Annotated in this window: 19 protein-coding genes; 16 read left to right on the top strand and 3 right to left on the bottom strand. The window is 73.5% G+C overall.

The genetic code is table 11. From position 1 onward, the window contains the following. The 6 genes from GT045_RS37390 to holA form a co-directional block, all read left to right on the top strand. Positions 1–875 (top strand): ComEA family DNA-binding protein (locus GT045_RS37390; protein WP_237539172.1); only part of this gene is annotated, 875 nt, incomplete at its 5' end. Positions 876–1,384: 509 nt separating this feature from the next. Next, positions 1,385–3,826, top strand: coding sequence for a ComEC/Rec2 family competence protein (locus GT045_RS37385; protein WP_345942876.1), 2,442 nt, complete (start codon positions 1,385–1,387; stop codon positions 3,824–3,826). A 22-nt stretch (positions 3,827–3,848) separates the two neighbouring features. After that, entirely contained in the window at positions 3,849–4,709 is an 861-nt protein-coding gene (locus tag GT045_RS37380; protein ID WP_161290193.1) for an arylamine N-acetyltransferase, read from the top strand. Between the two features lie 126 nt (positions 4,710–4,835). Then, on the top strand, positions 4,836–5,726 hold the full coding sequence (locus tag GT045_RS37375; protein WP_161336932.1) for a YceI family protein: 891 nt from the start codon (positions 4,836–4,838) through the stop codon (positions 5,724–5,726). Positions 5,727–5,776: 50 nt separating this feature from the next. Beyond that, entirely contained in the window at positions 5,777–6,022 is a 246-nt protein-coding gene (locus tag GT045_RS37370; protein ID WP_161290189.1) for a hypothetical protein, read from the top strand. 88 nt (positions 6,023–6,110) lie between these two features. Further along, a complete protein-coding gene (gene holA, locus GT045_RS37365; protein ID WP_161290187.1) occupies positions 6,111–7,100 on the top strand; it encodes a DNA polymerase III subunit delta in 990 nt (329 codons plus the stop codon). A 432-nt stretch (positions 7,101–7,532) separates the two neighbouring features. On the opposite strand, the gene rpsT is transcribed toward holA, so the two are convergent. Continuing rightward, positions 7,533–7,799, bottom strand: coding sequence for a 30S ribosomal protein S20 (rpsT, locus tag GT045_RS37360; protein ID WP_161290185.1), 267 nt, complete (start codon positions 7,797–7,799; stop codon positions 7,533–7,535). Between the two features lie 225 nt (positions 7,800–8,024). On the opposite strand from rpsT, the gene lepA reads away from it, so the two are divergent. From lepA to hemW, 4 genes are all read left to right on the top strand, one after another. Further along, positions 8,025–9,899, top strand: a complete 1,875-nt coding sequence (gene lepA / locus GT045_RS37350) for a translation elongation factor 4 (RefSeq protein WP_161336931.1) — start codon at positions 8,025–8,027, stop codon at positions 9,897–9,899. A gap of 261 nt (positions 9,900–10,160) precedes the next feature. After that, positions 10,161–12,035 (top strand): AMP-dependent synthetase/ligase, encoded by a 1,875-nt coding sequence (locus GT045_RS37345; RefSeq protein WP_161336930.1) that lies wholly within the window; start codon positions 10,161–10,163, stop codon positions 12,033–12,035. An 863-nt stretch (positions 12,036–12,898) separates the two neighbouring features. Beyond that, positions 12,899–14,719, top strand: coding sequence for a SpoIIE family protein phosphatase (locus GT045_RS37340; RefSeq protein WP_202529412.1), 1,821 nt, complete (start codon positions 12,899–12,901; stop codon positions 14,717–14,719). A gap of 26 nt (positions 14,720–14,745) precedes the next feature. Then, a complete protein-coding gene (hemW, locus tag GT045_RS37335; protein ID WP_161287375.1) occupies positions 14,746–15,978 on the top strand; it encodes a radical SAM family heme chaperone HemW in 1,233 nt (410 codons plus the stop codon). A 103-nt stretch (positions 15,979–16,081) separates the two neighbouring features. Here the strand turns inward: hemW and GT045_RS37330 are convergent, their stop codons facing one another. Both GT045_RS37330 and GT045_RS37325 read right to left on the bottom strand, forming a co-directional pair. Then, the gene (locus tag GT045_RS37330) at positions 16,082–16,891 is read right to left on the bottom strand and encodes a DUF3097 domain-containing protein (RefSeq protein ID WP_161336929.1); all 810 of its coding nucleotides are present in this window, start codon (positions 16,889–16,891) and stop codon (positions 16,082–16,084) included. Positions 16,892–17,089: 198 nt separating this feature from the next. Continuing rightward, positions 17,090–17,812, bottom strand: coding sequence for an MBL fold metallo-hydrolase (locus GT045_RS37325; protein ID WP_161336928.1), 723 nt, complete (start codon positions 17,810–17,812; stop codon positions 17,090–17,092). A 163-nt stretch (positions 17,813–17,975) separates the two neighbouring features. On the opposite strand from GT045_RS37325, the gene hrcA reads away from it, so the two are divergent. The 6 genes from hrcA (at position 17,976) to GT045_RS37295 (ending at position 23,363) form a co-directional block, all read left to right on the top strand. After that, the gene (gene hrcA, locus GT045_RS37320) at positions 17,976–18,992 is read left to right on the top strand and encodes a heat-inducible transcriptional repressor HrcA (RefSeq protein WP_161289086.1); all 1,017 of its coding nucleotides are present in this window, start codon (positions 17,976–17,978) and stop codon (positions 18,990–18,992) included. After that, complete coding sequence (gene dnaJ / locus GT045_RS37315; RefSeq protein ID WP_161289088.1) at positions 18,993–20,129, top strand: molecular chaperone DnaJ; 1,137 nt, start codon at positions 18,993–18,995, stop codon at positions 20,127–20,129. Positions 20,130–20,229: 100 nt separating this feature from the next. After that, on the top strand, positions 20,230–21,351 hold the full coding sequence (locus tag GT045_RS37310) for a nitronate monooxygenase (RefSeq protein ID WP_161289089.1): 1,122 nt from the start codon (positions 20,230–20,232) through the stop codon (positions 21,349–21,351). Then, a complete protein-coding gene (locus tag GT045_RS37305) occupies positions 21,348–22,100 on the top strand; it encodes a 16S rRNA (uracil(1498)-N(3))-methyltransferase (RefSeq protein WP_161289091.1) in 753 nt (250 codons plus the stop codon). Before GT045_RS37310 ends, GT045_RS37305 begins: the two co-directional genes overlap by 4 nt. A 16-nt stretch (positions 22,101–22,116) precedes the next feature. After that, complete coding sequence (locus GT045_RS37300) at positions 22,117–22,509, top strand: VOC family protein (protein ID WP_161336927.1); 393 nt, start codon at positions 22,117–22,119, stop codon at positions 22,507–22,509. 299 nt (positions 22,510–22,808) lie between these two features. Further along, a complete protein-coding gene (locus tag GT045_RS37295) occupies positions 22,809–23,363 on the top strand; it encodes a hypothetical protein (RefSeq protein ID WP_161336926.1) in 555 nt (184 codons plus the stop codon). Positions 23,364–23,434 lie beyond the last annotated feature (71 nt).

The raw sequence follows: 23,434 nt of genomic DNA, 5'->3' as shown, positions 1-23,434 counted from the left end.
AGCCGCCGGAGCCGCCGGAGCCGCCGGAGCCGCCGGGGCCTCCAGAGTCGCGGGGGTGGGGCGAAACGGAAGGAGCGGGGGAGCGGGAGGGGCCCGTGGTCCCGGACTGGCGGGGGCGGGCCGGACTGGCATTGCGGGAACGGATGCCGGTGTGGCTCCAGGCGCGGTACGGAGTGGAACGGCGGGGGGTCGTGGCGCTCGCCGTGCTCCTCGTGGCCGCCGCCGTCCTCGCCGTCCAGCACTTCTGGGCGGCCCGGCCACAGCCCGTGAGCGCTCCTCAAGTGGTGCATAACCAGGCCGCTTTCCCCGGTAAGACCGACAAGGCCGACAAGGCCGACAAGACCGACAAGACCGACAAGACCGAGAACACCGAGAAGGCGGTGGCCGGCGTGGCCACGGGCTCGGCCGCGACCCCCGGTGCGGAGATCGTCGTGGACGTCAGCGGCAAGGTGCGGGAACCGGGGATCCGGCGGCTGCCGGCCGGCTCCCGGGTGGCCGACGCGTTACGAGCCGCGGGCGGGATCCGTCCGGGCGTGAGCACGGAAGGACTCAATCGTGCCCGCTTCCTGGTCGACGGCGAACAGGTCGTCGTCGGCGCCGGCGCCGGCGCCGGCGCAGGGCCTGCCGCCGCGCCCGGCCCGGCGACCGGGCCGCTCTCCGGCCCCGCCGGCACCGGCCCGGCCGCGCCCGTCTCCCTGAACACGGCCACCGCGGACCAGCTCGACACCCTGCCCGGGGTCGGCCCGGTCCTGGCTCAGCACATCGTCGACTACCGCACCCGGCACGGCGGTTTCCGCTCGGTGGACGAGCTGCGCGAGGTCAACGGCATCGGCGACCGCCGGTTCGCCGACCTGCGCGACCTGGTACGGCCATGAACCGCGTGCGCGACGAGTGCGCACCGCGCGCCGGACACGAGAGAAGCGGGGAGCCTGGACCGCGCGCCGGACACGAGAGAAGCGGGACCGAGGCCCCCGACCGGACCGCCCCCATGGACCTGCGCCTGGTGCCGCCCGCGCTGGCCGCCTGGGGTACGGCGGCCCTCACTCTCGACGCACCGGCGGCCTGGACCGTCACCACCGCCGCCGCCTGCCTGACCGGTGGGGTGCTCCTCCTTGTGCTGAGGCGACCGGGACGGGCCGAGCGAACCGGAAAGGCCGGTCGGGCGGGTGGAGTCGGGGCCAGTGGGGCGGGTGGGGCCGGTCGGTCGGGTGGAGCCGGGCCCAGTGGGGCGGCTGGGGCCGGTCGGACAGGACGGAACGGCCGGGCGGGGCAGGCGTGCGGCCGGTTCCGCTGGGCGCGTGCCGCCGTCGCCGCCGCACTGCTCTGTGCCGCGGCGGCAGCCGCCTCCGCCGGGCTGCACGGGGCCGATGTGCGCCGCGGGCCGGTGCCCGATCTGGCCCGGCGGTTCGCGACGGTGACCGTCGAGGCCGAGGTGAGCGGTGATCCCTGGCTGAGCCGGCCCCGAGTTCGTGGCGATCACGCGACACCCGCGGCGGTGCTGGTACGGGCCGAGCTGCGGAGCGTGGAGGAGGCCGGCGGGAGCCGGGTGCGGCTCCGGACGCCGGTCCTGATGATCGTCGGCGCGGACGTCCCGGCACCGGAAGGAGGTGCCGAAGGGAGCGGGAGCCCCGAGCCGCCGTCATCCGGCGCCGCACGGGGGAGTCCGGCGGCGCGGGCCGCCTGGCTCCGGCTGCTGCCGTCCACCAGGCTCCGGGTCGGCGGGCGGCTGGCGCCCGCGCTGACCGGTGGGGACTGGACAGCGGCCGTGCTGCGGGTGCGCGGCCGGCCGGGCCCACGCGTCGTGGCGGGGCCGAGCGCGCCGCAACGGCTGGCGGGGCGGCTGAGGGCCGGACTGCGGGAGGCGACCGAGGACCTGCCGGCCGATGCGCGGGCGCTCCTTCCAGGACTGGTCGTGGGGGACACCTCGCGCATCACTCCCGACCTCGACCACGCCTTCGAGGAGACGGACCTGACACACATGCTCGCCGTCTCCGGCAGCAACCTCACCGTGCTGCTCGCGCTGCTCATCGGGCCGCCCGGGCTGGCCCAGCGGGTCGAGCGCCGTGGCCTGGCCCCTCGCCTGGGGCTCTCCCTACGGGCGACGGCCCTGCTCGCGGGAGCGTTGACGCTGGGCTTCGTCGTCGTCTGCCGACCCGATCCCAGTGTGCTGCGGGCCGCCGCCTGCGGGACGGTCGCCCTGCTCGCCCTGGCCACCGGGCGCCGCAGATCCCTGATCCCGGCGCTGGCCACGGCCGTCCTGCTGCTCGTGCTGTACGACCCGTGGCTGGCCCGCAGTTACGGCTTTCTGCTGTCGGTGCTGGCCACCGGCGCGCTGCTGGTGCTGGCGCCCGGGTGGAGCGAGGCGTTGCGGCGGCACCGGGTGCCCCCGCGACTCGCCGAGGCACTGGCGGCGGCGGCCGCCGCGCAGGCCGTGTGCGCTCCGGTCGTGGCCGTGCTGTCGGCCCGGGTGAGCCTGGTGGCGGTGCCGTGCAACCTGCTCGCCGAGATGGCGGTGGCACCGGCCACGGTAGTGGGGTTCGCGGCGCTCGCGACGGCACCGGTCGTGATGCCGGCGGCCAAGGCGCTGGCCTGGTGCGCGGGTTGGCCGGCGGGGTGGATCGCCGGGGTCGCCCGGGCCGGTGCGGCGCTGCCCGGCGCGGGGATCGACTGGCCGGGCAGCCGCCAGGGTGCGCTCGCGCTCGCGGCGGTCACCTTCGCGGTGGTCCTGGCCGGGCGGAGACTGCTGCGGCACCCGGGATGGTGCGCGCTGCTCGGGGTGCTGCTCATGCTGCTGGTCACACGGCCGGCGCCGTTGACCCGGGTGATCACGGGCTGGCCGCCGCCGGACTGGCGGTTCGCGATGTGCGATGTCGGACAGGGCGACGCCACGGTGCTGGCGGCGGGCGAGGGGGCCGGGGTGGTCGTGGACGCCGGGCCCGATCCGGCACTGGTGGACGACTGCCTGCGGCGGCTCGGCATCACCCGCGTCCCCCTGCTCGTCCTCACCCACTTCCACGCCGACCATGTGGCGGGGCTCCCCGGCGTCCTGCGGGGCCGCTCGGTGGCCGCGATCGAGACCACGGGGTTCGCCGAGCCGGCGGACCAGGCGGAGGCCGTGCGGAGGCAGGCGGCCGAGCGGCACATCCCGCTCACCACGGCCGTCGCGGGGGAGGAGCGGCGCACCGGACCGCTCGCCTGGCGCGTCCTGTGGCCCCCGCCGCAGAGCCCACGACCGCCGGTGCCTTCCCTCCAGAGGCCGTCAGGTACCTCGGTGTCCACCGGTACCTCGGGCTCCGCCGGTACGCCGATGTCCACCGGTACGTCGCTGTCCACCGGCATCTCGGCACCTCCTGGGCGTCCGGCAACTTCCGGTACCCCGACGTCCTCCGGCACCCCGGTGGCCCCGGCCCGGCCGGTCCCCCTCTTCGAGCCGGAAGGGCCGAACGACGCCAGCGTCGCGCTGCTCGTGCGCACCGGCGGGCTGCGGCTGCTGCTGCTCGGGGACCTCGAACCACCGTCCCAGCAGGCGTTGCTCCGTTCCCCGGCGGCGGCCGAGCTGGCCGGGGTCGACGTCCTGAAGGTGGCCCACCACGGCTCGGCCTACCAGGACCCGGACCTGATACACCTCGCGGCGCCCCGGGTGGCGCTGGTGTCCGCGGGGGCCGACAACCCCTATGGCCACCCGGCACCGGCCACCGTGGCCGCGCTGCGGAGCGGCGGCGCCGCGGTGCTGCGCACCGACCGGGACGGCGCGCTCGTGATCACCGGGACCGGCGGGCGCGACGGAAGGATACGGGTGACGGGGGAGGGCCGGAGCCGCACGTGAGTCCCCGGGTGAGACTGGGCTCATGACGACACCAGCCCAGGTCGACACGACACCAGCCCAGGTCGACGCCTATCTCCGCAGGCTCGGGTGCTCGCGCCCGCAGCGGCCCACCGGTGCGGCGCTGCGTGAGCTGCACCTGAACCATCTGCGGGCCGTCCCCTTCGAGAACCTCTCGATCCACCTCGGAGAGGAGGTCACGCTGGACGGGACACGGCTGCTGGCCAAGGTGACCGAGGCCCGGCGCGGTGGTTTCTGCTACGAACTGAACGGTGCCTTCGGGACGTTGCTCACCGCCCTCGGGTATGAGGTGGAGCTGCTCGCGGGCCGCGTCTACGACGATGACGGCCGGCTCGGGATCCCCTTCGACCATCTCGCCCTGCGGGTGCGGACGGCGGACGGGGACACCTGGCTCGCCGATGTCGGGTTCGGGGCACACAGCCACTGGCCGCTGGCCTACGCGGAGCGCGGGGAGCAGGAGGACCCCGGTGGCACCTTCCGGCTGGTGGAGGCCGGGCCGGACCCTGCCGGTGCGCGTGGCGCTGACCAGCAGGGCGCGGGCGACCTGGACGTCGTGCGGGACGGCAAGCCGCAGTACCGGCTGGAGACCCGCCCGCGGGCGCTCGGGGACTTCGCGGCCGGCGCCTGGTGGCACCGGACCTCACCGCTGTCCCACTTCACGCGGTCGCTGGTGTGCTCGCGGGTCACGGAGGACGGAGGACGGATCACCCTCAGCGGACGGAGGCTGACGAGCACCGCCGGGGACGGCACGCGCGAGACGCGGGAACTGGCGACGGGCGAGGAAGTGCTGGCGGTCTACCGGGACCGCTTCGGGATCGAGTTGGACCGCGAGCCTGCTGTACGAAACCCTGACCCGAACGCTTAATTCGGTTAAGTTCCGGCGGATGCCCTGGATTGGAGTGATGTGGTCCCGTGTTGCCTCGAAAGCCGCATCGGTGATCGAATGGATCTTCGACAACAGATGATGTCGAGGCGTACAGAGGTGTCGTAGATGTTCGGCCGCTGGCTGGATGACCGGACGAACCGGATGAGTCGGATTCAACGGACGAGTCCCCTGGCGGCGCTCCGGACCCCGCCGGACGCCGGAGTGCTCGGCTGCCGTGTGGTGGATCCGGTCAACGAGCCGGTCAGGGGAGCCGAGTTGGTGGTCAGCGACTCCGCGGGCCGCCGCGTGATGACCGGCGGGACGGACCCCTACGGCTCGTTCGTGGCCACGCTGCCGGCGGGGGAGTACCGGCTCGCGGTGACGGCGGAGGGCTACGCGCCGTTCCGGGCCACCGCGCTGGTCGGCGAGAATTCCCTCGCCTCGCTCGGTGACGTGACCTTGCAGGTCGCCCGGCCCCCACAGCCGCCGGCGCCGGGTGACTGGGAGGTGGAGCCGTTGCACTCGTCGATCGGCTTCACCGCGCGCCACATCGGGCTCGCGCGGATCCACGGGAGGTTCCACTCCTTCGCCGGGGCGGTGCGGATCGCCGACCGGGTCGAGCGGTCGGCGATGCACGTCGTGATCGACGCGGCGTCCATCGACACGGGGGTCCGGATGCGCGACGACCATCTGCGGTCGGCGGACTTCCTGGACGTGCGGCGGTTCCCGACGCTGGAGTTCTACGGCGACCGGTTCGTCCACAAGGGCGGCAGCCGCTGGGCGGTCACGGGCGCGCTGTCGCTGCACGGCGTGACGCGGACGGTCACGCTCGACACCGAGTACCTCGGGGTCGGCAACGGGATGGAGGGCGAGACGCGGGCCGCCTGCCGGGCCACCACCGAACTGCACCGGGACGACTTCACGGTCAGCTGGCAGTCCATGCTGGCGCGGGGCATCGCGGTGGTCGGACCGAGCATCCGCGTCGACCTCGACGTGCAGATCCAGCCGAAGACCTGAAGCGACCGGGCGATGCCTCGGGCCTGTGCGTAGTACCGGAGAATGGGTCCGTGAGCGATGTGAGACACGTGCTGGTGCTGCCGGACCGCGATGCCGCGGAGGAGGCGGCCGAGGCGCTCGGGGAGCGGTTCGCGATCGACGAGGAGCCCCAGCTCGTCCGGGACGCGCTGGCCGGTGAGGACGACGCCGAGGACGCCCAGTGGCTGCTGGTCCTGCGGGACGAGCGCGAGCGGCTGGACCCCGCCGAGCTGGACGCGTTCGTGCGGGAGTGGGACGGCTGGCGCGAGGAGCCGTGACCCCGAGGCCGGACTCCGGGACCGCTCCGGGTCCGGTCGGGGTGGCGGGGCCGGTCCGTTGTCAGTGCGGCGTGGGATGCTTTGAGCGATGGCCAGGAAGACTGCGAATGACGACCCTCTCGCCCCGGTGACCCTCGCCGTGGGCCAGGAGGACCTCCTGCTCGACCGTGCCGTGCGGGAGGTGGTGGCCGCCGCCAAGGCCGCCGACGCCGACACGGACGTACGTGACCTGACTTCGGACCAGCTGCAGCCCGGCACACTCGCCGAGCTGACCAGCCCGTCGCTCTTCGCCGAGCGCAAGGTCGTGGTCGTACGCAACGCGCAGGACCTGTCCGCCGACACGGTCAAGGACGTGAAGACGTACCTCGGCTCGCCCGCCGAGGAGATCACGCTCGTGCTGCTGCACGCCGGCGGCGCCAAGGGCAAGGGGCTGCTGGACGCCGCGCGCAAGGCGGGGGCGCGGGAGGTGGCCTGCCCGAAGATGACCAAGCCCGCGGACCGGCTGGCCTTCGTGCGGGGGGAGTTCCGCACCCTCGGGCGGTCGGCGACACCCGAGGCGTGCCAGACGCTCTGCGACGCCATCGGAAGCGATCTGCGGGAGCTGGCCTCGGCGGCCGCGCAGCTCGTCGCCGACGTGGAGGGGACGATCGACGAGGCGGTCGTCGGGCGGTATTACACCGGCCGGGCCGAGGCGTCGAGCTTCACGGTCGCCGACCGGGCCGTGGAGGGGCGTACGGCGGAGGCGCTGGAGGCGCTCAGATGGTCGCTGGCGACGGGCGTGGCGCCGGTGATGATCACCAGTGCGCTGGCCCAGGGTGTCCGGGCCATCGGAAAACTGTCCTCCGCGCGCGGGGGACGGCCCGCCGACCTGGCGCGGGAGTTGGGGATGCCCCCGTGGAAGATCGACCGGGTACGGCAGCAGATGCGGGGCTGGACTCCGGACGGGGTCGCGGTGGCGCTCCGGGCGGTCGCCGACGCGGACGCGGGCGTGAAGGGCGGCGGTGACGATCCCGAGTACGCGCTGGAGAAGGCGGTCGTGATCATCGCCCGGGCCGCGAGATCCCGAGGCCGGGCCTGACGGAACGGCCCCCGGCCCACCGGCGGACCGCCGCGAGCGTCCCGGCCCCACCGACGGGCTGCCGCGAGCGGTCCGGCCACCGGAGGGCCCGTGTGAGCACTCCGACCCCACGCCGGACTGACGAGCGCTCCGGCTCACCCGCGGGACCGTCAGCGCTCCGGCTCCGTGACGGTCCGCGGCGAGTGCCCCCTGCGGAGCGCGCCCGTGCGGCGAGTGCCCCGTGCTCGGTCGCGGCGCGCCCACGGTGGCCGCGCATGCCGAAGGCCCCCGCACCCGCCCTGGGGAAGGGAAGGTGTCGGGGGCCCCGGTTCACGATGGTGAGCCCGCTCCCGCGTGGCGAACGCAGGCCGCGAACAGGCTCGGGGTGCCGGACGGGAGCGGATGAGAGAGGGCCCGCTCTGGGTCCTTCCGGCGGTCAGATCAGAAAGGAGTTCAGCCCTTGAGGGTCGCGACCTTGGAAGCGAGCGCCGACTTCTTGTTGGCGGCCTGGTTCTTGTGGATGACGCCCTTGGAGACGGCCTTGTCGAGCGCACGCGCGGCAGCGCGCTGCAGCTCGGTGGCCTTCTCGACGTCACCCGCGGCAGCGGCCTCGCGGGCCTTGCGGATCGCGGTCTTCAGGGAGGACTTGACGGCCTTGTTGCGCTGCCGAGCCTTCTCGTTGGTCTTGATCCGCTTGATCTGGGACTTGATGTTCGCCACGAAGGAGCCTTTACAGGTTCAGGCGCGGGGCCGCTCGGGTCCCGTGCCGGTGATCCAAAATTTCCTGTCGTGCCTCGCGCTGAGAGGGCATGAGGCACAGCCATCTACAGTACCAGTGGCCCTCCGGACGGCCCAAAACGGCCCCCGGTCCCTGCCCGTGGGACCATGGAGACTACGTAACGATCCGACCCGAGGCATAAGGCGCCTCAAGAGACAGGACCCTGCGTGCCCGCGACCCCTAACCTTGCGCCCGAGCCGAGCCGTACCGCCCCGGCTCTGATCCGCAATTTCTGCATCATCGCGCACATCGACCACGGCAAGTCCACTCTCGCCGACCGGATGCTCCAGCTGACCGGTGTGGTCGAGCAGCGGCAGATGCGTGCTCAGTACCTCGACCGGATGGACATCGAGCGCGAGCGCGGCATCACGATCAAGTCCCAGGCGGTGCGTCTGCCCTGGGCCCCGACCGAGGGCCCCGACAAGGGCACGACCCACATCCTCAACATGATCGACACCCCGGGGCACGTCGACTTCACCTACGAGGTCTCGCGGTCGCTGGCCGCCTGCGAGGGGACCATCCTCCTGGTCGACGCCGCTCAGGGCATCGAGGCGCAGACCCTCGCCAACCTGTACCTGGCGATGGAGAACGACCTCACGATCATCCCGGTGCTGAACAAGATCGACCTGCCGGCCGCGCAGCCGGAGAAGTTCGCCGAGGAGCTGGCGAACCTGGTCGGCTGCGACCCGGAGGACGTGCTCAAGGTCTCCGCGAAGACCGGTCTCGGCGTGGACACGCTGCTGGACAAGGTCGTCAAGGAGATCCCGGCGCCGGTCGGGGTCGCCGACGCGCCCGCCCGCGCGATGATCTTCGACTCCGTCTACGACTCCTACCGCGGTGTCGTGACGTACGTCCGTGTGATCGACGGCCAGCTCAACAAGCGCGAACGCATCCGCATGATGTCGACGAACGCCACCCACGAGCTGCTGGAGATCGGCACCAACTCGCCCGAGATGCTGGCCGCCGACGGCCTGGGCGTGGGTGAGGTGGGTTACCTCATCACCGGTGTGAAGGACGTCCGGCAGTCCAAGGTCGGTGACACGGTCACCAGCCAGAACAAGGGCGCCACCGAGGCGCTCGGCGGTTACAAGGACCCGAAGCCGATGGTCTTCTCCGGTCTGTATCCGCTGGACGGCTCCGACTACCCGGAGCTGCGCGAGGCCCTGGACAAGCTGCAGCTGAACGACGCCGCGCTGGTGTACGAGCCGGAGACGTCCGCCGCGCTCGGCTTCGGCTTCCGCGTCGGCTTCCTCGGCCTGCTGCACCTGGACGTGATCCGCGAGCGGCTGGAGCGCGAGTTCGGGCTCGACCTGATCGCCACCGCGCCCAACGTGGTCTACCGCGTGCTCATGGAGGACGGCAGCGAGCACACGGTCACCAACCCCAGCGAGTTCCCCGAGGGGAAGATCAGCGAGGTCTACGAGCCGGTCGTGCGGGCCACCATCCTCGCGCCGAGCGAGTTCATCGGCTCGATCATGGAGCTGTGCCAGACCCGGCGCGGCACCCTGCTCGGGATGGACTACCTCTCCGAGGACCGGGTCGAGATCCGTTACACGCTGCCGCTGGCCGAGATCGTCTTCGACTTCTTCGACCAGCTGAAGTCCAAGACCCGCGGCTACGCGTCGCTGGACTACGAGCCCACCGGCGAGCAGACCTCCAGCCTGGTCAAGGTCGACATCCTGCTCCACGGCGACAAGGTGGACGCCTTCTCCGCGATCACGCACAAGGACGCGGCGTACGCGTACGGCGTGCGGCTCGTCGCCAAGCTGCGCGAGCTGATCCCGCGGCAGGCGTTCGAGGTGCCCATCCAGGCCGCCATCGGCTCGCGGGTCATCGCCCGCGAGACCATCCGCGCCATCCGCAAGGACGTCCTCGCCAAGTGCTACGGCGGTGACATCTCCCGTAAGCGGAAGCTGCTGGAGAAGCAGAAGGAAGGCAAGAAGCGGATGAAGATGGTGGGTTCCGTGGAGGTTCCGCAGGAAGCCTTCATCGCCGTCCTGTCCAGCGATGACAGCGCGGGGTCGGGCAAGGGCAAGAAGTAACCAGAGGTAACAACCGGTCACGTCCGCAAACCGGGCATGTGGGGGCTCGTCGTGTGAAAGCGCGGCGGGCCCCTACGCGCGCGTAGCGTCGCTCTGCGTGGAAAGTGACAGGCCGATGCCCCTTACGCAGCGGGCGGTCGCGCCTTACCCTGATCCCTGCTCGATAGTTACTCGCGAGTTAAACAACAGTCCGTACCTACACCGTGAGTTAACCCAGCCGCACCGAGTCAGCCGCACCGTCGCGGGCCCCCGGAGGATGTCGTGAGCGACACACAGACCCTGATCGAGAACCGTCCGCCGTCCGTGGCCGCCCTCTTCCTGGAGCGCGTGACGGCCACACCGGACGCCGAGGCCTATCGCTACCCCGTCCCGCCGGCCTCCGGCCAGGGCCCCGACGAATGGAAGTCGCTCAGCTGGGCGCAGGCGGCCGACCGGGTGTTCGCGATCGCGGCCGGTCTCATCGAACTGGGTGTCCAGTCCGAGCAGCGGGTGGCGCTCGCCTCCTCCACCCGCGTCGAGTGGATCCTCGCCGACCTGGGCATCATGTGCGCCGGCGGGGCGACCACGACCGTGTACCCGCAGACCAACGCCGACGAGTCGTCCTTCATCCTGTCCGACTCCGAGAGCCGGGTGCTGATCGCCGAGGACGCCGCCCAGGTCGCCAAGGCGGTGGAGAGGCGCGCGGAGCTGCCGGCCCTCACCAAGGTCGTCGTCGTCGACCCGGCGGGCGTCGAGACGGACGACTGGGTGATCTCCCTGGCCGAGCTGGAGCGGCGCGGCGCCGCCTACCTGGAGAGCCACCCGCAGCTGATCAAGGAGCGGGTCGGCGCGATCACCAAGGACCGGCTCGCCACCCTGATCTACACCTCCGGCACCACCGGCCGCCCCAAGGGGGTCCGGCTCCCGCACGACAACTGGTCCTACATGGCGAAGGCCATCGCCGCGACCGGCCTGGTCACCATGGACGACGTGCAGTACCTGTGGCTGCCGCTCGCGCACGTCTTCGGCAAGGTGCTCACCTCCGGGCAGATCGAGGTCGGCCACGTCACCGCCGTCGACGGCCGGGTGGACAAGATCATCGAGAACCTGCCGGTGGTGCGGCCGACGTACATGGCGGCCGTCCCGCGCATCTTCGAGAAGGTCTACAACGGCGTCGCGGCCAAGGCCCGCGAGGGCGGCCCGGCCAAGTACAAGATCTTCCAGTGGGCCGCCGACGTCGCCCGCGAGTACGCCAAGGTCACCCAGGACAACTTCCGCCGCACCGGCAGCGCCTCCGCGCCCTTCGGTCTCGCCGCCAAGCACAAGGTCGCCGACACCCTCGTCTACGCCAAGCTCCGCGAGGCGTTCGGCGGCCGGCTGCGCGCCTGCGTCTCGGGAGCCTCCGCGCTCGCCCCGGAGATCGGCTACTTCTTCGCCGGCGCCGGCATCCACATCCTGGAGGGATACGGCCTCACCGAGACCTCCGCGGCCTCCTTCGTGAACCCGGGCGAGGCGTACCGCACCGGCACGGTCGGCAAGCCGCTGCCCGGCACCGAGGTCCGTATCGCCGACGACGGCGAGATCCTGCTGCGCGGGCCCGGCGTCATGGACGGCTACCACCAGCAGCCGGAGAAGACCGCCGAGGTGCTGGAGTCCGACGGCTGGTTCCACACCGGGGACATCGGCGAACTGTCGCCCGACGGCTACCTGCGCATCACCGACCGCAAGAAGGACCTCATCAAGACCTCCGGCGGCAAGTACGTCGCTCCGGCCGAGGTCGAGGGCCAGTTCAAGGCCGTGTGCCCGTACGTGTCCAACATCCTCGTGCACGGCGCCGACCGGAACTACTGCACCGCCCTGATCGCCCTGGACGAACTCGCGATCGAGGAGTGGGCGAAGGAGAACGGCCTGGAGGGCAGGCCGTACGCGGAGATCGTCGCCGCCCCGCAGACGGTGGAGATGGTCGACGGGTACGTGCGGCAGCTCAACGCCGGGCTCCAGCGCTGGCAGACCATCAAGAAGTTCCGGCTGCTGCCGCGGGACCTCGACGTGGAGCATGGCGAGATCACACCGAGCCTGAAGCTGAAGCGGCCGGTGGTGGAGCGCGAGTACAAGCACCTCATCGAGGACATGTACGCGGGAGCCCGGGAGTCCTGACGGGCCCGGTGGACGACGACGGGGCCTGTGGGCCTGACCGGCCCAGCCCCACGGGCCCAGCCCGGCAGGCCCAGCCCCACGGGCCCAGCCCCAAGGGCCCACGGGCCCCGGGTCTCCTCCGGCCCCGTCGAGTCGCTTCGGGTCGCGTCGGGTCGGGTCGCATCGAGTCGGATCGCGTCCGGTCCGGTCGAGGCCCGTCCGGAGCCCGGCGGGCCCCCGCGGATCCCGCGGTCTCACGGGCCCGCTGAGCCACGCGGCTCACGGGCTGACTGAGCCCCGCGGTCTCACGGGTCCGCTGAGCCCCGCGGTCTCATGGGCCCGCTGAGCCCCGCGGTCTCACGGGCCCGCTGAGCCCCGCGGTCTCACGGGCCCGCTGAGCCCAGGCCGTCCCCGACCGGCGTGCTTCGGGTCCCCGCCACCGGGCCGGCCTCACGGGCCCCCGGCCACTGGGGCGGCCCCCAGCGGCCATCCCGCCGGCCGGCGGACTCGGTCCTCCCATGGGCCATCCCGCCGGCCGACGCGCTTACCCCCTATCGGTCGCCCCCAGCCGACGTGCTTACCCCCTCGGTCGTCCCCGGCCGGCGGGCTCAGGCCCCCTCGGTCGCCCCCAGCCGGCGGGCTCAGGCCCCCTCGGCCGCCCCCAGCCGGCGGGCTCAGGCCCCCTCGGCCGCCCCCAGCCGGCGGGCTCAGGCCCCGTCGGTCACCCCCGGCCGGCGGGATCCGGCCCTCCCCGGTCGGCTGGTCTCGGGCGACCTCGTCTGGGCGGCTTCGGTTCGAGCTCGCTCGAATGTGTGCGTCTGCTGTTCACTTCCGTGACTCACCGCTTCTCCCCGCCGCCGTTCTGTCACCCTGGCGGCATGGACATGGCGGCCATACCGACGCAGCGGGAGAGCGAGGCCCGGCCCGGCGAGAGGCGGGGCGGTACCACCCTGCCCGGAAGCCCCGTCGCCCCGGGCTCGGCCCGCGCCCTGGTGCGCGCCGCGCTGACCGAGGTGCCCGACGTCCCGGCCCGGCTGGTCGACGACGCCATGGCCGTCGTCAGCGAACTCGTCACCAACGCCGTCGTACACGCGGGCACCGACGTACAACTCGACTGGCGGCTGGAGGCCGGCGGCGCGTTCGTGATCGAGGTCAGGGACCAGCACCCCTCACGGGCCCCTCGCGACGCCATGACCGGCGAGGGGCCGTACGAGACCCCCGAGTACGGGCGCGGCCTGCGCCTCGTCGCCCAGCTCGCCGAATCCTGGGGCGTCACCTACCGCTCCGGCGCCAAGACCGTGTGGGCACGGCTGCCCCCGGGCGGCAGCGAGGCCCTGGACGGCCCCGCGCCGGGCCCCGTCCTGGAGGCGGCCGAGGACCTCGCCCCGCAGCCGCAGCGCGCCGACGGCGAGCGGGACTGGCTCGGCCGGGGCGCCCTGTCCTTCCTGGCCGAGGCGTCCGACCTGCTCGCCGGGCAGCTGGACGAGAACCTCGTCGCCGCGCTCACCGGCCAGCTGATCGTCCCCCGGCTCGCCGACTGGTGCGCGGTCTGGCTGGAGGACGAGGCGTCCGTGCGCGGCGGCTCCGGAGGCGGCCCCGCCCGGGTCTGGCACGCCAGCGAGGCCCGCATCGAGGAGCTGCGGTGCGCCCTGGAGAAGGAGCCGCCGGGCCCGCCGGACGGACTGCGCTCCGGCCCCGAGCCCTACCCCTGGCCCGGCCACGCGCTCGGCCCGCAGGGCGCCCTGGGGACGGCGCTGTCGTACCGGCTGATCGCGGGCGGCCGCCCGCTCGGCACGCTGGTCATCGGCCGGTGCGGGCCGGCCGGCTTCCCGGACGAGGTCACCGGCCTCGTGGAGGACCTCGCCCGGCGCGTCGCCCTGGCCGTCGGGGCGGCCCGGCAGTACGCCCGCCAGGCCACCATCAGCGCCGTCCTCCAGCGCGGTCTGCTGCCCGGCGCGGTCGCCGAGATCCCGGGCGTGAGCAGCGCGCTCGTCTACGAGCCCTGTGACACGGGCGGCCCCAGCGGTGACTTCTACGACCTCTTCCCGGCGGGCGACGGCCGCTGGTGCTTCGCCGTCGGCGACGTCCAGGGCAAGGGCCCGGAGGCGGCCGTGGTGATCGGCCTCGCCCGCCCCTGGCTGCGCCTCCTCGCCCGCGAGGGCTACCGCGTCGCCGACGTCCTGGACCGCCTCAACCAGCTCCTCCTGGACGACGCCACCGAGGCCGCCGACGCCGCCGCCCGCGCCCTGGTCGCGGCCGGCGGCCGGCCGCGGGTCTCCGGGGACGGCCCGCAGACCCGCTTCCTCTCCCTGCTGTACGGCGAGCTGATCCCGCACGAGGGCGGGGTCCGCTGCACCCTCGCCTCCGCCGGCCACCCGCTGCCCCTCGTCCTCGGCCCCGACGGCACCGTGCGCACCGCCGCCCGCCCGCAGACCCTCCTCGGCGTCGTGGAGGACGAGACGTACACCAGCGAGACGCTGCAGCTGTGGCCCGGCGACAGCCTGCTGTGCGTCACCGACGGGGTGACCGAGCGCCGCTCCGGCTCCCGCCAGTTCGACGACGGTGACGGGCTCGCCCGCGCCCTGTCCGGGTGTGCCGGACTCAGCGCCGAGCTGATCGCGGAAAGGATCCGCCGCCTGGTCCACGACTTCGGCGGCGGCGCACCCGAGGACGATCTGGCCCTGCTGGTGCTCCAGGCGGAGTGACACCGCCGGTGCGGGACAATGGGCGCATGCCTTCCGCACTCCCCGACGGCGAGCCCGTCCCCGCCGACGGCGCGCTGCCCGCGCACGCGCTCGCCGGGGCCGCGGGCCGCCCGCTCGGCTTCTACCTCCACGTCCCGTACTGCGCGACCCGCTGCGGCTACTGCGACTTCAACACCTACACCGCGACGGAGCTGCGCGGCACGGGCGGCGTGCTCGCCTCCCGGGACAACTACGCGGAGACGCTGGCGGACGAGGTCCGGCTCGCGCGCAAGGTGCTGGGCGACGACCCGCGCGAGGTCCGTACGGTCTTCGTCGGCGGCGGTACGCCCACCCTGCTGGCGGCCGGTGACCTGGTCCGGATGCTGGGGGTGGTCCGCGATGAGTTCGGGCTCGCCCCGGACGCCGAGATCACGACGGAGGCGAACCCGGAGTCCGTCGACCCCGCCTACCTCGCCACCCTGCGCGAGGGCGGTTTCAACCGGATCTCCTTCGGCATGCAGAGCGCTAAGCAGCACGTGCTCAAGGTCCTCGACCGCACGCACACACCCGGCCGCCCCGAGCGTTGCGTGGCGGAGGCGAGGGCGGCGGGCTTCGAGCACGTCAACCTGGACCTGATCTACGGCACGCCGGGCGAGAGCGACGACGACTGGCGGGCCTCCCTGGAGGCCGCCCTCGGTGCCGGCCCCGACCATGTCAGCGCCTACGCGCTCATCGTCGAGGAGGGCACCCAGCTGGCCCGCCGGATCCGCCGGGGCGAGGTCCCGATGACCGACGACGACGTCCACGCCGACCGGTACCTGATCGCCGAGGAGGCACTGAGCCGGGCGGGCTTCGACTGGTACGAGGTCTCCAACTGGGCCACCTCCGAGGCGGGCCGCTGCCTGCACAACGAGCTGTACTGGCGGGGAGCCGACTGGTGGGGCGCCGGACCGGGAGCGCACTCGCACGTGGGCGGGGTGCGCTGGTGGAACGTGAAGCACCCGGGCGCCTACGCGGCGGCCCTCGCCTCCGGCCGCTCCCCGGGCGCGGGCCGGGAGCTGCTGTCCGAGGAGGACCGCCGGGTGGAGCGGATCCTGCTGGAGCTGAGGCTGCGTGAGGGCGTCCCGCTGTCCCTGCTGAAGGAGGAGGGGCTCGCGGCCGCCCGGCGGGCACTGGCGGACGGGCTGCTGGACGGCGGCCCGTACGAGGAGGGGCGCGCGGTGCTGACCCTGCGGGGCCGGCTGCTGGCGGACGCGGTGGTACGGGACCTGGTGGACTGACCCCACCCCGCCCCGGCCCGCCCTGCGCCTGACCCCGCCCTACGCCTGACCCCGCCCCGCCCCGGCCCGCGCCCGGCGCCGGGGCGGCCGGCGTGCGTCCCGTCTACGCCTCCGCGGGCGACGTGACGAAGTCGATCAGTTCCTCCACCCGGCCCAGCAGCTCCGGCTCGAGATCCCTGTATGAGCCCACCCGCTGCAGGATCGCCTGCCACACCGCGCCGGTGTTCTCCGGCCAGCCCAGGGCCCGGCACACGCCCGTCTTCCAGTCCTGGCCGCGCGGGACGGTGGGCCACGCTCGGATACCCAGGGCGGACGGCTTCACGGCCTCCCAGATGTCGATGTACGGGTGGCCGACGACCAGGGCGTGGTCGCTGGTCACCGACTGCGCGATCCGCCATTCCTTCGTGCCGGGGACCAGGTGGTCCACGAGGACGCCCAGGCGGGCGTCCGGACCCGGCGCGAACTCCTCGACGATCGCCGGCAGGTCGTCCACGCCCCCCAGGTACTCCACGACCACGCCTTCGATGCGCAGGTCGTCCCCCCACACCTTCTCGACGAGTTCGGCGTCGTGCCGGCCCTCCACGTAGATGCGGCCGGCGCGGGCCACGCGCGCGCGTGCGCCGGGGACGGCGACCGAACCGGACGCCGTACGGCTGGGCCCGGCGGGGGCGGACGTCGGCCGCACCAGCGTCACCGGTCTGCCCTCCAGCAGGAAGCCGCGCGGCTCCAGCGGGAACACCCGGTGCTTGCCGAAGCGGTCCTCCAGGGTCACCGTGCCGGCTTCGCAGCGGATCACCGCGCCGCAGAACCCGGTGCCGGGCTCCTCCACCACCAGGCCGGGCTCGGCCGCCACCTCGGGCACGGGCTTCGGCTTCTTCCAGGGGGGCGTGAGGTCGGCGGAGTACTGGCGCATTCGGATGACGATAGGCAAAGCCGCACGGCGGTGTGCGCGACACGCCGGAACCGGCCGGCGGGAGCGGCTCACCTCACGCCGGCCCGGCAGCCGCCCAGGGCCGCGGCGGTCCGCCAACCGCTCAGCCCGAGCCGCTCAGACCATGCCACCGGGCCGCGGCGGTCCGGTAGCCGCTGAGCCGCTCAGCCGCTCAGCCGCTCAGACCACGCCGAAACGCGCTGCCAGGGTGTCCCGTTGACGCCGTACGAAGGCCGCGTCCACCACCGCTCCGTGACCCGGCACGTACAGCGCGTCCTCGCCGCCGAGCGCCAGCAGCCGGTCGAGGGCGTCCGGCCACCGGGAGGGGACCGCGTCCGGGCCCGCCTGCGGCTCCCCGGACTCCTCCACCAGGTCACCGCAGAAGACGACCTCCGGGGTGCCGGGGACGAGGACCGCGAGGTCGTACGCGGTGTGGCCGGGACCCACGTTGGCCAGCAGCGCCTGCCGGCCGCCGCCGAGGTCGAGGGTCCACTCCCCGGAGACCGGGTGCCGGGGTGCGACCAGCGCGTCCACCGCCTCGTCCGCGTCCGCCTCGGGGAGCCCGTTGCCGACCGCGTCCCTGCGCAGCTCCTCGCGCTCGCGGGCGAACACGGCGTCCGCGCCCACGCCCGCGTACACCTCCGCGCCGGCGAACGCGGAGGCCCCGAAGACATGGTCGAAGTGGGGGTGGGTCAGAGCGAGATGGGTCACACGGCCGCCGGCCAGTTCCTGCGCGCGCGCCCGCAGCCGCGCCCCCTCGGCCACGCTCGAACCGGCGTCCACCATCAGCGCCGTCCCCGCGCCCAGCACCAGGCCCGCGGTGCAGTCCCAGCCGGGCAGCCGGCACCGCCCCACCCCGGCGGCCAGCCGTTCCCACCCCAGCTCTTCCCAAGTCACCGTCATACCGGCGACGCTAGCGGTACGACCCGGTACGGCGGCCCCGACCTTGCCCATGGTGTACCCGACAGCCGTACACTGGGCCGGGGAATGCTGGCACTCGCGTGCGAGGAGTGCCAGGCGGACGACCCGATGGGACGAGGGGACGACGTGCTGGAGGTGCGCGCGGATGCTGAGTGAACGCAGGCTTCAGGTGCTGCGCGCCATCGTCCAGGACTACGTGGGCACCGAGGAGCCGGTCGGTTCCAAGGCGCTCACCGAGCGTCACAACCTCGGCGTCTCCCCGGCCACCGTCCGCAACGACATGGCGGCCCTGGAGGACGAGGGGTTCATCGCCCAGCCGCACACCAGTGCCGGGCGGATCCCCACCGACAAGGGCTACCGGCTGTTCGTGGACAAGCTCGCGGGCGTCAAGCCGATGACCGCGCCCGAGCGGCGGGCGATCCAGAACTTCCTGGAGGGCGCCGTCGACCTCGACGACGTCGTGGCCCGCACGGTGCGGCTGCTCGCGCAGCTGACCCGGCAGGTCGCCGTCGTGCAGTACCCCTCGCTGACCCGGTCCACCGTCCGGCACGTGGAACTGCTCTCACTCGCCCCCGCGCGCGTGATGCTCGTGCTGATCACGGACACCGGCCGGGTCGAGCAGCGGATGGTCGACTGCCCGGCGCCGTTCGGCGAGAGCGCGCTGGCGGACCTGCGGGCCCGGCTGAACAGCCGGGTCGCCGCCCGACGGTTCGCGGACGTGCCGAAGCTGGTCGAGGACCTGCCGGACGCCTTCGAGCCGGAGGACCGCGGTACGGTCTCGACGGTGCTCTCCACCCTGCTGGAGACACTCGTCGAGGAGAACGAGGAGCGGTTGATGATCGGCGGCACCGCCAATCTCACCCGCTTCGGACATGACTTTCCCCTCACGATCCGGCCCGTCCTGGAGGCCCTGGAGGAGCACGTGGTGCTCCTCAAGCTCCTTGGCGAGGCGAAGGATCCGGGCGTGATGGTGCGCATCGGCCACGAGAACGCCCACGAGGGACTCAACTCCACGTCCGTCGTGTCGGTGGGCTACGGTTCGGGCGGCGAGGCGGTTGCCAAGCTCGGCGTGGTCGGACCGACCCGCATGGACTACCCGGGAACGATGGGAGCGGTACGCGCAGTGGCACGGTACGTCGGACAGATCCTGGCGGAGTCGTAAGTGGCCACGGACTACTACGCCGTTCTCGGCGTGCGCCGCGACGCGTCGCAGGATGAGATCAAGAAGGCGTTCCGTCGGCTCGCGCGCGAGCTGCACCCGGACGTCAACCCCGATCCGAAGACCCAGGAGCGGTTCAAGGAGATCAACGCCGCTTACGAGGTGCTGTCGGACCCGCAGAAGAAGCAGGTCTACGACCTCGGCGGCGACCCGCTCTCCCAGTCGGGCGGCGCGGGCGCGGGCGGCTTCGGCGCCGGCGGCTTCGGCAACTTCTCCGACATCATGGACGCGTTCTTCGGCACGGCGTCGCAGCGCGGGCCGCGCTCGCGCACCCGGCGCGGGCAGGACGCCATGATCCGTATCGAGGTCGAGCTGGACGAGGCGGCCTTCGGCACGACCAAGGACATCCAGGTCGACACCGCCGTCGTCTGCAACACCTGCAACGGCGAGGGCGCGGCTCCGGGCACGTCCGCCCAGACGTGTGACATGTGCCGCGGCCGGGGCGAGGTGTCGCAGGTCACCCGGTCCTTCCTGGGCCAGGTCATGACCTCCCGGCCCTGCCCCCAGTGCCAGGGCTTCGGCACCGTCGTGCCGACCCCGTGCCCGGAGTGCGCCGGCGACGGCCGCGTCCGCTCGCGGCGCACGCTCACCGTGAAGATCCCGGCCGGTGTCGACAACGGCACGCGGATCCAGCTCGCGGGCGAGGGCGAGGTCGGCCCCGGCGGCGGTCCGGCCGGTGACCTGTACGTCGAGATCCACGAGCTGCCGCACTCCACCTTCCAGCGGCGCGGCGACGACCTGCACTGCACGGTCACCATCCCGATGACCGCCGCGGCCCTCGGCACCAAGGTGCCGCTGGAGACGCTGGACGGCATGGAGGAGGTCGACATCCGGCCCGGCACCCAGTCCGGGCAGTCGATCCCGCTGCACGGCCGGGGCGTCACGCATCTGCGCGGCGGCGGCCGGGGCGACCTGATCGTGCACGTCGAGGTCATCACCCCGAACAAGCTGGACCCGGAGCAGGAGCGCCTGCTGCGCGAGCTGGCGAAGCTGCGCGGCGAGGAGCGGCCCCAGGGCCAGTTCCAGCCCGGTCAGCAGGGCCTGTTCTCGCGGCTGAAGGACGCCTTCAACGGACGCTGAGCCGGGACACGGAGGGGGCTTTCGCGCCCTCCGTACCCGCGGCCTGTGCCGGGAGGCGGTCGGATTCGGACTTGTACGGAGGACGTGACAACATGCCGTCATGTCCTCCGCGCTGACCGATCTCTTTCCTCACCCGATCGTGCAGGCCCCCATGGCGGGCGGTGTCTCCGTCCCGCAGCTCGCCGCCGCCGTCTCCGAGGCCGGCGGCCTCGGGTTCCTCGCCGCCGGACTCAAGACCGCCGACGGGATGTACCAGGAGATCAAGCAGCTGAGGGGGCTCACGAGCCGTCCTTTCGGCGTGAACGTCTTCATGCCGCAGCCCGAGCACTCCGGTGCGGGCAGCGGCTCCGCCGCGGCGCCCGCCGCCGCGCCCCCCGACGCCGGTGCCGTCGAGGTGTACGCGCAGCAGCTGGCCGGCGAGGCCGCCTGGTACGAGACCGAGCTGGGCGACCCGGACAGCGGCGGGGACGACGGTTACGACGCCAAGCTCGCCGTCCTGCTCGACAACCCCGTGCCGGTCGTCTCCTTCCACTTCGGGACGCCGGGCCGGGAGGTGCTCGACAGGTTCCGCCGGGCCGGGACCCTCACCCTGGTCACCGCCACCACCGCGGAGGAGGCCCGCGCGGTCGAGCGGGCCGGGGCGGACGCGGTGATCGCCCAGGGCGTGGAGGCCGGCGGCCACCAGGGCACCCACCGGGACCTCCCGGAGAACGACGGCTCCGGCATCGGGCTGCTGTCGCTGGTCGCGCAGATCCGGGAGGCCGTGGCCATCCCGGTCGTCGCCGCCGGCGGCATCATGCGCGGCAGCCAGATCGCCGCCGTCCTCGCCGCGGGGGCGAGCGCGGCCCAGCTGGGCACCGCCTTCCTCGCCACCCACGAGTCCGGCGCGGACGCCCTGCACAAGCGGGCGCTGACCGACCCCCTGTTCGTGCGCACCGAGCTGACCCGCGCCTTCTCCGGCCGCCCGGCCCGCGGCCTGGTCAACCGCTTCATGCGCGAGCACGGCCCGTACGCCCCCGCCGCCTACCCGGAGGTCAACCACCTCACCGCGCCGCTGCGCAAGGCCGCCGCCAGGGCGGGGGACGCGCAGGGCATGTCGCTGTGGGCGGGGCAGGGCCACCGGCTGGCCCGGGAGCTGCCCGCCGGGCGGCTGGTGGAGGTGCTGGCCGACGAACTCGCCGCCGCCAGGACAGCGTTGTCGGCCGGGGGTGGTCCGCGATGACCGCGCCGGTGTTCGTCGTCGACTCGCTGGAGGGCGTGGGCCCCGGCTCGGTCGTCGACGTCGAGGGCCCCGAGGGACGGCACGCGGTCTCCGTACGGCGGTTGCAGCCCGGGGAGAACGTGGTGCTCACCGACGGCAGGGGACGCGGGGCCGCCGGGGTCGTCGTCCGCGTGTCGGGCAAGGACCACATGGTCGTCGAGCCGTTCGAGTTCCCCGTGGAACCCGAGCCCAGCCCCCGGATCACGGTCGTCCAGGCGCTGCCCAAGGGCGACCGCGGCGAGCTGGCCGTGGAGACCATGACCGAGACCGGTGTCGACGCGGTCGTGCCCTGGCAGGCGGCCCGCTGCATCACCCAGTGGAAGGGCGACCGGGGGCTGAAGGCGCTCGCCAAGTGGCGGGCCACCGCGCGCGAGGCGGGTAAGCAGTCCCGCCGGCTGCGCTTCCCGGAGGTCGCGGACGCGGCGAGCACCAGGCAGGTCGCCGCACTTCTCGCCGCGGCCGACTTCGCCGCCGTGCTGCACTCCGACTTCGGGCACGAGAGCGTGCCGCTGGCCACCGCCGAACTGCCCGCCGAGGGCGAGATCGTGCTGGTCGTCGGCCCGGAGGGGGGCGTCGCGCGGGACGAGCTGGCGCTGTTCGAGGAGGCCGGCGCTAAGGCGTGTGTGCTCGGCCCCACCGTGTTGCGCACATCCACCGCCGGCACCGCCGCCGTGGCCCTGCTGCTGGGCCGCACCGGCCGCTGGTCCTGACCCCCGAAGGGACATCGTGGAACTCGCCCAGGTCCGGCTCCTGGTCACCGACTTCGCCGCCTGCTACCGCTTCTACGCCGATGTCCTCGGCCTGCGGCCGCAGTCCGGCGCGGCGGACGGGCCGTACGAGAAGTTCAGCCCGCACGCCGGGTCCGCCGGCATCGCGCTGCAGGACCGCGCGATGATGGCCGAGATCCTGCACGAGCTGGGCGAGACCGCCACCGGTCACCGCTCGCTGGTCGTCCTGCGCGTCGACGACCTGGACGCCTACTGCGCGGAGATCGCCTCCCGGGGGGCCGTCCTGCTGCACGGGCCGGCGGCCATGACCGAGCGTATGCGGGTGGCCCATCTCAAGGACCCCGAAGGGAACCTGGTCGAGCTTCAGGAGTGGCTGCTGATGCGGGGCTGACATGCGCCGCACCGGTTCGGCCGGGGCGGCGCGGTGGCGTCCTGTCGTCGTTGGACCGGGGCGGTCGGTGCCCTGTCGTCGTTCGGGGGTAGGGCGGTGGCGTCCTGTCGTCGTCGGAGGGCGGGGCGGTGGCGTCCTGTCGTCGTTCGGGGGCGGGGCGGTCGGTGCCCTGTCGTCCTTCGGTGTGGGGTCGTCGGGGCCGGTCGCGCGGTTCCCCGCCCTTTCGGCTCGCTGCCCGTACGGGTGAGTGGCCGTATGCGGTCTTCCGTATCGTTCGGGCCGGTGGCACTCTGCCCGGTATGGGGGCTTGGAGAGGGAAACGGTGCGGGCCGCGGACGGTGGCCGCGGTGGGACTCGTCGTGCTGGCCGCCGGTGCCGCGGTGGCGTGCCAGCCGGCCGGTCTCGGGTCCGCGACCGTCGCGTACACCACCGACCGGACCGCGACCGCCGCGCTGGAACGGCGGCACGTGGACGTCAACTGGCTCACCTGCACCGGGGGTCAGGGCGACGGCGGCGGGGGCGGCTCGCCCTCGCCGGCCGAGACCACCGTCGTCACCGTCGACTGCCGGGGCGAGACGGACGACCGGCGGAAGATCGTCGTCACCGGGCGGGTGACCAAGGCCGTCGACGGCGCCTGCGTGCGCGGTGACCTGAAGGCCGAGGTCGGCGGCAGACAGGTGTTCCGCGTGAACGGCCTCGGCGACTGCGCCGCCCGGCCGGGGCCGACCTACCGCCCGCCGACCTACCGGCTACCGACCTACCGGCCGCCCACCTACCGGCCGCCGGCCGGAGAGCCGCGGCCCACTGTGACGGTCACCGTCACCCGCACCGTCTGGCCCGTGCCGGGCAAGTGATCCCGGCCCGCGCCGAAGCCGGTGATCCCGAACCGGCAGCGGGCGTACCGGCCGCTGCGTAGAGTGACCGC

Origin of the sequence: Streptomyces sp. SID486, from assembly GCF_009865385.1 — a bacterium.
Lineage (GTDB): Bacteria > Actinomycetota > Actinomycetes > Streptomycetales > Streptomycetaceae > Streptomyces.
This window is presented reverse-complemented; position numbering and strand designations above follow the sequence as displayed.